Source organism: Lentzea sp. NPDC054927, from assembly GCF_053610285.1.
Genome location: NZ_JBSGXZ010000087.1, coordinates 1 through 9172, shown reverse-complemented (window position 1 = coordinate 9172; position 9172 = coordinate 1). Strand labels below are relative to the sequence as shown.

The following is a 9172-nucleotide window of genomic DNA, read 5'->3' as shown; positions in this document are numbered from 1 at the left end:
AACTCCGCCCAACGCAACAGGCGTGCCATCAACCTGCTGACGGCGTGGAACCGGTCCTTGATCAGATTGGCGGGGTCCGGGGCGGAGCCCCGAAATCCCTAAACGTGACCATCCCTGAGCAAGGTGACCACCTACGAACTCACCGACCAACTCTGCAACATCCGAAACGCAATCGAAGCCCCACCGGCAAGCCCAAGCCCAGGAACACTCCCCGGCTCCTCAATCGCCTTCCGAACATCCCCCCGAGAAACCCACTTGGCCTCAGCGATCTCCCCCTCAGCCAACCGCAACGGCTCCGCAGGATCAGCCACAGCCTCAAACCCGATCATCAACGACCGAGGAAAAGGCCAAGGCTGCGACCCGAGATACCGAACATCCCGAACAGCAACCCCGACCTCCTCAAAAATCTCCCGCGCCACGCAGGCTTCCAACGACTCCCCGGCCTCGACAAACCCAGCCAGCACGGAGAACCGCCCCTCAGGCCACTCCGGCCCGCGAGCCACGAGCACCTGATCCGCCCCGTCGTGCACCAGGCAGATCACCGCGGAATCAGTCCGCGGATACTCCTCCCGCCCACACCCGGAGCACACCGAAGTCCACCCGGACTTCTCCAACACAGTCCGCGCACCACATTTGGCGCAGTACCGACCAAGCCGGTGCCACTGGAACAACGCCGCCGCAGTCGTGAACAGCCCGGCCGACATGTCGTCCAACGTCGCCCCGGCCTGCCGCAGATCAAGCCACTGCGGCTCGTCCGTCAACTCCGGCGGCCCCCAAGCCCGAGAAGCCGGAACCTGCTCGCCATCCTCAGCGGGCATCAGCACAGCGAAATGCGCCACGCCGTCCTGCTCACCCAGCAGCACCGCGTTCACCGGCGGCTGGTCACCGAAGTCGGTCGCCGGCCGGTCCGCCACACGGGTACCGCGGTCGGCCACCAGCGTGCGCCCCCGCGTGTCGACCACGATCATCCGCGCCTTGGGCCAGAGCGCGGTGAGCTTGTCCTCGTCGCCGCGCAACGGCTCGGCCCGGTCGATCGAGAACCGCGACAGCGCGGGCAGTCCGACCAGGTCGAAACTCACTGGAACGCAACCCCTCCCAGCGCGGACAACTTCGCCTTCAACTTCTCGGCGTCACCGACGAGCACGCCGGTGAAGTTGGCCGGTGCGAAGAACTCCAGCGCGGCCGCGGCCACCTGCTCCGGCGTGACGGCCTGCAGGCGCTGCGGGTGCGCCACCAGCCAGTCGATGCCGAGGCCCAGCGCGACGAGGTTCACGACGAACGACGCGAGGCCCGACTGCGAGGACGTGCTGGTGAGCAACGTGCCGACGGCGTAGTTGCGGGCGACGTCCACTTCGGACTCCGACGGCGGGACCATGCCGAGGCGCGCCAGTTCGTAACGGGTCTCCAGCAGCGCCGCCGCCGTCACGTCCGAGGCCGTGTCGGCGTCGATCAGCAACGTCGCGCCGTGCACGGTGAACTCGGGGTGCGAACGGGCGCTGTAGGTGTAGCCCTTGTCCTCGCGGATGTTCTCGACCAGGCGCGACGAGAAGAACCCGCCGTACACCAGGTTCGCGAGCTGCAGCGCCGGGTATCGCTCGTCGGTGCGCGGGATCGACTGCGCGGCAAGGCGGATCTGCGACTGCACGGCACCGGCGCGGTGCACCAGCAGCACGTCGCCACCGGACACGGGCGGCAGCGGCGGCAGCTGGACGGCCTCGCCCTCGCCCTGCCACTCGCTCAGCGCCTCGCCGACCTGCGCCACGGCCTCGGCCGGGTCGACGTCGCCGACGACCACGAACACCGAGCCGCGCGGCAGCAAAGCCTTGCGGTGCAACGCCACCACGTCGTCGCGGGTGACGGCGGCGACCTCGTCGGCCTCCGGCATCTCCTTGGCGTACGGGTGGTCGCCGTACAGCAGCTTCTGCAACGCCTCGCGGGCGATGACGTTCGGCTGCGAGCGGGCGAGCGAGATGCGCTCGACCAGGCGGCCGCTCTCGCGCTCCAGCTCGTCGGCCGGGTACGCGGCGTTCACCAGCACGTCGCGCAGCACGTCCAGGACGGTGCCGAGGCCCGTGGCCAGCGCGTTGCCGGTGAAGCTCAGCCGCTCCGGGTCGACCACGGCGTCGAGCTCGCCGCCGACCAGCGCCAGCTCGGTGTCGATCGCCACCCGCGAACGGGACGCGGTGCCGGTCAGCACGGTGTTCGCGAGCACCTCGGCCTGGGCCGAGTGCGCGGAACCGACGCTCGACGCGGCCGGGTCCGCGAACGGGACGCGCAGCCGCAGCTCGACCATCGGCACGGTGGCACGGCGCACCGCGATCACCCGCAGTCCGTTCGGCAGCACCGTGTCCACAGTGGACAGATCAGCGGCCGCCTTCTGCGAGCCCAGCTCCGGCAACGGACGCGGGCCTACCGCGGTACGACCGATCTCCTCGGCGGTTCGGTGAGTCTTGGCCGAGGTCACTGGGCTCCTCCGGTGGGCTTGACGAGAAGAAGGGCGCGAGCGTCCGGACGCAGCGCCTTGGCCGCGGCGGACACCTCGTCCACGGTCACCGAGGCGATCCGCTCGGGCAGTTCGTAGATCAGCTCGGCGCGGCCGAACAGCAGCTCCGCGGAGCCGAGGCCCAGCGTGCGGTTCGTGAGCCGGTCGTGCTCCTTGTGCATGGTCGACGCCCACCGGGCGGTGACCTTCGCGAGCTCCTCCGCCGACGGCGGTTCCTGCGCGAGCTTCTGCAGTTCCTCGTCGATCGCCGCGACGACCTGTGAGGCGTCGACCTCCGGCGTGTGGATCGCGGTGATGCTGAACGTGTCCGGGTCGCGGGCTTCCAGCGGCCCGAACAGGCCGCAGCCGGCGTTCAGGTCGATCACGATGCCCTCTTGGTGCACCAGGCGCTGCTGCAGGCGCGAGCTGTCGCCGTCCGTCAGCACGCCGGCGAGCACCAGGTACGCGAGGTAGCCGTCGATGTCGGCGACGGGGTCCGGCACGCGGTAGCCGATCGCGATCGCGGGCAGCGGGGCCAGCGCGTCGCCGTGCTCGTGCCGCACCTCGCCCTGCGGGGCCGGCTCGGCGAACGAGGGGCGCTCGGGCTTCGGCCGCGCGGGCACGTCACCGAAGTGCTTCTCCACCAACGTCTTCGTGGTCTCGACGTCGAGGTCGCCCGCGACCGTCAGCACCGCGTTGGCCGGCGAGTAGTAGGTGTCGAAGAACTCCGCGCAGTTGTCGACCGTGGCGCTCTCCAGGTCGATGAAGTCGCCGTACCCGTTGTGCGCGTTGGCGAACGTCTTGAACAGCACCGGCGGCAGGAGGATCCAGGGGAACCCGCCGTACGGGCGGTTCAGCACGTTGAGCCGGATCTCCTCCTTCACCACGTCGATCTGGTTGCGGAGGTTCTCCTCGGTGATCTTCGGCGCGCGCATGCGGTCCGCCTCGAGGAACAGCGCCCGCTCGAGCGCCGCCGAGGGCAGCACCTGGTAGTAGTCGGTGTAGTCCGGGTGCGTGGACCCGTTGAACGTGCCGCCCGACGACTGCACGTGTCGGAAGTGAGCCAGCTTCTCGAGGCTCTCGCTGCCCTGGAACATCAGATGTTCGAAGAGGTGCGCGAATCCGGTGCGCCCCTCGGGCTCGGAGCGGAAGCCGACGTCGTAGTGCACGCTGACGCCGACGACCGGTGCGCTGGCGTCGGGGGCGAGCACCACCCGCAGGCCGTTGGGCAACGTGAACCTGTGCAGTTCGGGTGAGGCCATGTGCGCCAGCCTACGGGTTCGGCGTCCGGAGCGATCGCAGGTGGCCCGCCTGGGCGAGCACGCCGTCGAGCGCCCCCAGGAACGCGGGGAAGCTGCGCCGGAAGTCCGTGCTCGTGCCCGAGTTGCCGTACCAGTAGAGGTCCTGCTGGCCGAACGTCGTGAGCCAGCGCTCGGTCTCGCCGAGCACCACCGCGTACGGCAGCGAACGGGAGAACACCAGCTCGCGGTCGGCCTCGGGAACGTCGTCCTGCGTCAGCCCGTGGAGGTACCCGCGCAGGCCGCGGACGTGCTCCAGCAGCTCACTGCCGCGCTTCGTGCGGGCGGGCATCGAGCGCGCACCGAACGCCAGCGCGACACCACCGACGGCGACGACGAGCCCGAACAGCGCGTTGCCGATCGTGAGCGCCAGCACGACGGTCGCGACCACGCCGAGCACCGCGATCACGATGCCGACCCACCAGAACAGGCTCCGCTCGGCGTCCGGGCGGCGCACGAACCAGCGCTTCTCCACGACGTCCGCGTACAGCTCGTCGCGGACCTGGGCGAGGTCGATCCGCCGGCCGCGCAGCTCGGACACCGTCACCGCGTCCACACCGTCGGGCAACAGTGCGGTGTAAACGGCCTTCTCGTAACCGGACAGCGAAGCGTCGGCCGGGTTGCGGCGGACGATCTGCCAGTCGTGGCCGTCTGTCTCGGCGATCCACAGGTAGTTGCGAACAGCGAGGTCGATCACCGTGGCGGTCACGTCGACCACGTCCACGTGCTCGTCGACGACCGTGCCGACCTGGCCGGGCAGCACCCCGTCCGGCGAGGCGAACGCGACCCGCCCGCCCTGGTCGCGCACCAGCACGGAGACCGCGCCGACCTCGCTCGCGAGCGCCGCGGCGTCCCGGCCGCGCAGGTACCAGAGCAGCGCGACACCGCCGAGCAGCAACACGAGCAGCCCGCCGAGCGCGATCCCGCTGACCGGCGTGAGCGCGAACGCGGCCGCCAGCCCGGACTGCTCGACCACCACCGCGTTCGGCGGCACGACACCGGCGGACAGTCCGATCGCGACGTCCACGCGTTCGCCGGGCCCGAGCTTGATCTCCTGCGCCCGCACGCCCTTGCCGTCCGCGAGGTCCGCGTTGGTGCACGGCTGCGACGACCCGACGGGGCCCGCGAGGCAGTTGACCGACGTCGGCGAGTCGGGTGCGGAGAACGAGACGGCGACCCTGTCGAGCTCGGTGTCCCAGCCGCCCGCGACCTGCCAGCGCACCTCCAGCGCGTCACCGACCGGGGCGACCGCGCCGACGACGGTGTAGGTCAGCGTGGCCTTCCCGCCGTTCAGCACGACGGAGAACTGGTCGCCGCTGACGTCGACGCTGCCGGTGCCCTCGATCTTGGCGTCCGTGACCTCGTACTGACGCACGAGGTCGTTGCTGACGGCGAGTCGCAAGGGGACGATCCGCTTGACGGTCTTGCCGTCCGGCACCGTGACGGTTTCGGTGATGGAGAGCTTGGAGTCGCGCTCCAGCTTCATCCGCACCTCGGTGCTGACCGTGCCGGGAAGCGGCTGCGCGAGCGCGCCAACAGCCGTCATGGACGTCAAGGCGGCCGCGGCGAAGATCGCCAGTCCCCAGTTCTTCAACACGGCTGCGGACAATAGCGGAGTCCTCATATGCTCCGGCGGACTTTCGAACAGACGCCATCTGGGGGATTTTCGGCGATGACGCAACCACCGCCACCGGGCAATTGGCCACCGCCACGCCCGGTAGGCCCACCACCCGTGCCCGCAGCACCGCCGTACGGGCCGCCGATGCCTCCCCGCCCAGGTCAGGGGCCTCCGCCAGGCATGCGTCCGCCGATGGGCCCGCCACCTCCGACGGGCCCGCCGCAGCCCCCTCAGATGCGTCCGCAAATGCGCCCGCCGATGCCGCCGCCCGGTTACGCGCCGTTGCCACCGCCGCGTCCGGTGATGCCGCCGCCGCAACCGACTTGGGGCCACCACCCACAGCCGGGTTTCGCGCCTTATCCGATGATGCCGCCGCGCCGGAAGAGCAGCAGCGGCCCGGTCCTGGCCCTGGTGCTGGGCGGCGTGGTGATCCTCGGGCTCGGTGCCGTCGGTGTGTTCGCGGCGACGTTGAACAACAAGGTGAAGGACACGGGCTACTCGAACTACACGACGTACAGCCCGACCTACAACGCAACAACTACGACGACGACCACGACCACCACGACAACGACGACGTCCACGCGCACCTCGTCGACCCGCACGTCGAACACGCCCACTACCCCGCCGGGCCCGAAGGCCGTCTACAAGCTCGCCGACCACCCGATCTTCGGCACCGGCGTCGGCGCGAACGACTTCGACGCGTGCCCGTTGCCGAAGATGGAGTACACCCCGGCGGGCGAGGAGCGGTTCCTCTCGGCCGCCCTGCCGTGCATCGAGAAGGCCTGGCAGCCGGCTTTGAAGGCGGCGAACCTGCCGTACCAGCCGGTCGAACTGCAGGTGTTCACCGGCAGCACGCAGACGCCGTGCGGCTCGCGCCAGGCGAACACGACCGCGATGTTCTGCAAGGGCGTCATCTACTGGCCCGGCAACTTCTACTCGAACGAGGGCGGCTCGACGGTCCGGCATCCCGGCGTGTACCTCGGCCAGCTCGGCCACGAGTACGGCCACCACGTCCAGTGGCTGACCGGCCTGATCCGCGCCACGGACCAGGCCCAGTACGACGCCGGCGGGTTCGACACGCCGAAGGGCCTCGAGCTCAACCGTCGCAAGGAACTGCAGGCCACCTGCTTCGGCGGCATGACGCTGGCCCCGTTCTCACACAAGAACGTCGTGCCGATGGACGTCGTGAACACCGGCCTGTCGGACGCGAGCAAACGCGGCGACTACACCCGCACGCCTGATCACGGCAGCCAGCAGAACAACGAGCGCTGGGTGATGCACGGCCACAAGCAGAACGACGTCAAAGCCTGCAACACCTACGCGGCAAGCTCCGGCGACGTCTCGTGAACCGATCCCCCGGCCCGCGCGTCCCAAGTAGGTGGACGGGACACGTTAGCCCGGTCGGGGGACGCACGATCTCGCTCCGCATATGCTCGTACCCGACCCAGGCTCACCAATGGGGGGACCTAAGGCGATGACACAACCACCGCCGCCGGGCAATTGGCCGCCACCACGCCCGGTCGGCCCGCCGCCCATGCCCGCACCACTGGGGCAGTGGCCGGCACAGGGCTCACCGCCTCCCTACGGCATGCCGCCGCAGGGACCGCCCATGGCCCCGCCACCTGGTCAATACGGCCCTCCGCCGCCCCCGCCAGGCCCGGTCATGCCCCCACCGCACCCGTCGTGGGGCGCCCCTCCCGGCGGCTACCAGCCCGGCTACGGCCCGTACCCGCCGATGCCACCCCCCAGGAAGAGCAGCGGTCCGATGATCGCCCTGATCCTCGGCGGCGTGGTGATCCTCGGCCTGGGCGCGGTCGGCGTCTTCGCGGCAACCTTGAACAACAAGGTGAAGGACACGGGCTACTCGAACTACACGACGCAGAGCCCGTCGTTCACCCCACCCACCACCACGGACGACACCCCCACGACCACGGCAGGCCCGTCCTCACGCCCGTCGTCGTCGAAGTCGCCGTCCACCCCGCAGACCCAGGCAGGCGCGAAGGCCGTCTACGCCCTGGCGGACCACCCGTTCCTGAGGCCGAACTTCGGCGCCAACACGGTCTCGGGCTGCCCGCTCCCGGCCATGGACTACTCCCCGGCAGGCCAGGACAAGTTCCTGCGAGCAGCACTCCCGTGCATCGAAAGCATGTGGAAGCCCGCCCTGCAAGCGGCCAACCTCCCGTACCAGCCCGTTGAGCTGCACATCATCACCGAAACCGCGCAATACCCGTGCGGCACCGTCCGCCCGGACCAGACCGCGCGTTACTGCCAGGGCGGCATCTACTGGACGGCGAACGCCTACGCCGCCGAACGCAACCCGAACAACCCGAACCACCCCGGCAAGTACCTGGGCCAGCTCGCCCACGAGTACGGCCACCACATCCAGTGGCTCACCGGGATGCTCAAAGCCTCGGACCGCGCGCAGTACGACGCGGGAGGGTGGGATACTCCAAAGGGCCTCGACCTGAACCGCCGGATGGAGCTGCAGGCAACCTGCTTCGGCGGGATGTCACTAGCCCCGTTGTCGCACGGAGCGATCCCCATCGACGTCATCCGGGTCGGCCTGGCCGACGCAGGCAACCGAGGCGACTACGACATCTACCCGACCAAGGACCACGGCTCACCCCAGAACAACGCGAACTGGGTGAACCAGGGCTACAAGACGAACCAGGCATCGGCCTGCAACACCTGGGCAGCTGACGCCGGCACCGTCTCCTAGAAAGGGGCAAACGTGACCCAACCAGCCAACAACAACCCGGTGATGCTCGCGGGAGTGTTCGTGCTGGTGGTCGCGTTCGTCCTGGGCATCGGCCAACTGAGCCGCCCCAGAGTGGTAACGGGCCACCCCTTGGCAGGCTCCCGCCCGGCCCCGTCCCCCACCCCGAGCACCGAGCCCACCACCCCAATTCGCCCCCGCGCCGTCTACCGCCTGGCAGACCACCCGTTCCTGCTCAAACCAGCCTCGCTGGCCCAGGTGACCTGCGCCCTGCCACCCTTCGGCGTCTCGGACAAAGAACTGGCCGCCTACTACGCAGCAGGCGTCGAATGCCTCGACGCCGCCTGGGGCCCAGTCCTGACCTCAACCAACCTGCCATTCGAGAAGCCCTCTCTAGACGCTTCCCCAACCCTCAAAGACGGCCCGTGCGGCGCCGCCCCAGAATCCGACCACGCAGTCGCCTACTACTGCGGCCGCAACCGCACGATCTACATGCCAACCGCCCGCCTACGCGACAACGGCGGCGGCGACACCCCAGCCACCCACCTGGCAACGCTCTCCCACGAGTACGGCCACCACGTACAAGCCCTAACAGGCCTACTACGAGCAGCCGACCTCAAAATCACCGACGCGGGCGAGAAAACCCCAGCAGGCCTGGAAATGTCGCGCAGAATCGAACTGCAAGCCAACTGCTTCGCAGGCATGTTCCTGACCAGCGCAGCCGGACGAGGCGCCATAACCACGTCCCTGGCGCGCCAAGCACAAGAAGACTTCCAGTACGCCATCGAAGAAAAGCCAGAAAACAACGCCCACGGCTCAGCCGCAAACCAAGCCCAGTGGGCAGCCGAAGGCTTCAAGGCCAACTCAACGACAAACTGCAACACCTTCGCCGCAACAGCACAACAAGTGGCATAACCCGCGAAGCGCCCAAGCCCGATGCCGCAGGCGAGGCGACCCGATGGCGCAGCCGAGGCGTCCTAACGCTTGAAACAGCGCTCCGGGCGGGTCCCCGTCACGAGTCGTGCCACAGCACTTGCTGCAACCAGGCAGGGGTGGGA

7 protein-coding genes are annotated in these 9172 nt (G+C 69.2%); 3 read left to right on the top strand and 4 right to left on the bottom strand.

Features of this window, described 5'->3' with window-relative positions:
• Window positions 1-131: 131 nt before the first annotated feature.
• The 4 genes from nudC to ACWGE0_RS45335 are packed head-to-tail and all read right to left on the bottom strand — an operon-like array spanning window position 132 to window position 5377.
• The gene (gene nudC / locus ACWGE0_RS45350) at window positions 132-1079 is read right to left on the bottom strand and encodes an NAD(+) diphosphatase (RefSeq protein WP_452267046.1); all 948 of its coding nucleotides are present in this window, start codon (window positions 1077-1079) and stop codon (window positions 132-134) included.
• Window positions 1076-2464 (bottom strand): M16 family metallopeptidase, encoded by a 1389-nt coding sequence (locus ACWGE0_RS45345; protein ID WP_452267045.1) that lies wholly within the window; start codon window positions 2462-2464, stop codon window positions 1076-1078. The genes nudC and ACWGE0_RS45345 overlap by 4 nt, the downstream gene beginning before the upstream one ends.
• On the bottom strand, window positions 2461-3744 hold the full coding sequence (locus ACWGE0_RS45340) for a M16 family metallopeptidase (RefSeq protein WP_452267044.1): 1284 nt from the start codon (window positions 3742-3744) through the stop codon (window positions 2461-2463). The genes ACWGE0_RS45345 and ACWGE0_RS45340 overlap by 4 nt, the downstream gene beginning before the upstream one ends.
• A gap of 10 nt (window positions 3745-3754) precedes the next feature.
• A complete protein-coding gene (locus ACWGE0_RS45335; protein ID WP_452267043.1) occupies window positions 3755-5377 on the bottom strand; it encodes a DUF2207 domain-containing protein in 1623 nt (540 codons plus the stop codon).
• A 255-nt stretch (window positions 5378-5632) separates the two neighbouring features.
• On the opposite strand from ACWGE0_RS45335, the gene ACWGE0_RS45330 reads away from it, so the two are divergent.
• The 3 genes from ACWGE0_RS45330 to ACWGE0_RS45320 all read left to right on the top strand — a co-directional run bounded on the left by ACWGE0_RS45330 (window position 5633) and on the right by ACWGE0_RS45320 (window position 9029).
• Complete coding sequence (locus tag ACWGE0_RS45330; RefSeq protein WP_452267042.1) at window positions 5633-6745, top strand: neutral zinc metallopeptidase; 1113 nt, start codon at window positions 5633-5635, stop codon at window positions 6743-6745.
• A 418-nt stretch (window positions 6746-7163) separates the two neighbouring features.
• Window positions 7164-8117, top strand: coding sequence for a neutral zinc metallopeptidase (locus tag ACWGE0_RS45325; RefSeq protein ID WP_452267041.1), 954 nt, complete (start codon window positions 7164-7166; stop codon window positions 8115-8117).
• Window positions 8118-8129: 12 nt separating this feature from the next.
• The gene (locus ACWGE0_RS45320; RefSeq protein WP_452267040.1) at window positions 8130-9029 is read left to right on the top strand and encodes a neutral zinc metallopeptidase; all 900 of its coding nucleotides are present in this window, start codon (window positions 8130-8132) and stop codon (window positions 9027-9029) included.
• Window positions 9030-9172: the final 143 nt, after the last annotated feature.

Coding starts and splice junctions, on each gene's coding strand:
- ACWGE0_RS45330 (WP_452267042.1), top strand. CDS start 5,633: ATGCGTCCGCAAATGCGCCCGCCGATGCCGCCGCCCGGTTACGCGCCG.
- ACWGE0_RS45325 (WP_452267041.1), top strand. CDS start 7,164: ATGATCGCCCTGATCCTCGGCGGCGTGGTGATCCTCGGCCTGGGCGCG.
- ACWGE0_RS45340 (WP_452267044.1), bottom strand. CDS start 3,744: ATGGCCTCACCCGAACTGCACAGGTTCACGTTGCCCAACGGCCTGCGG.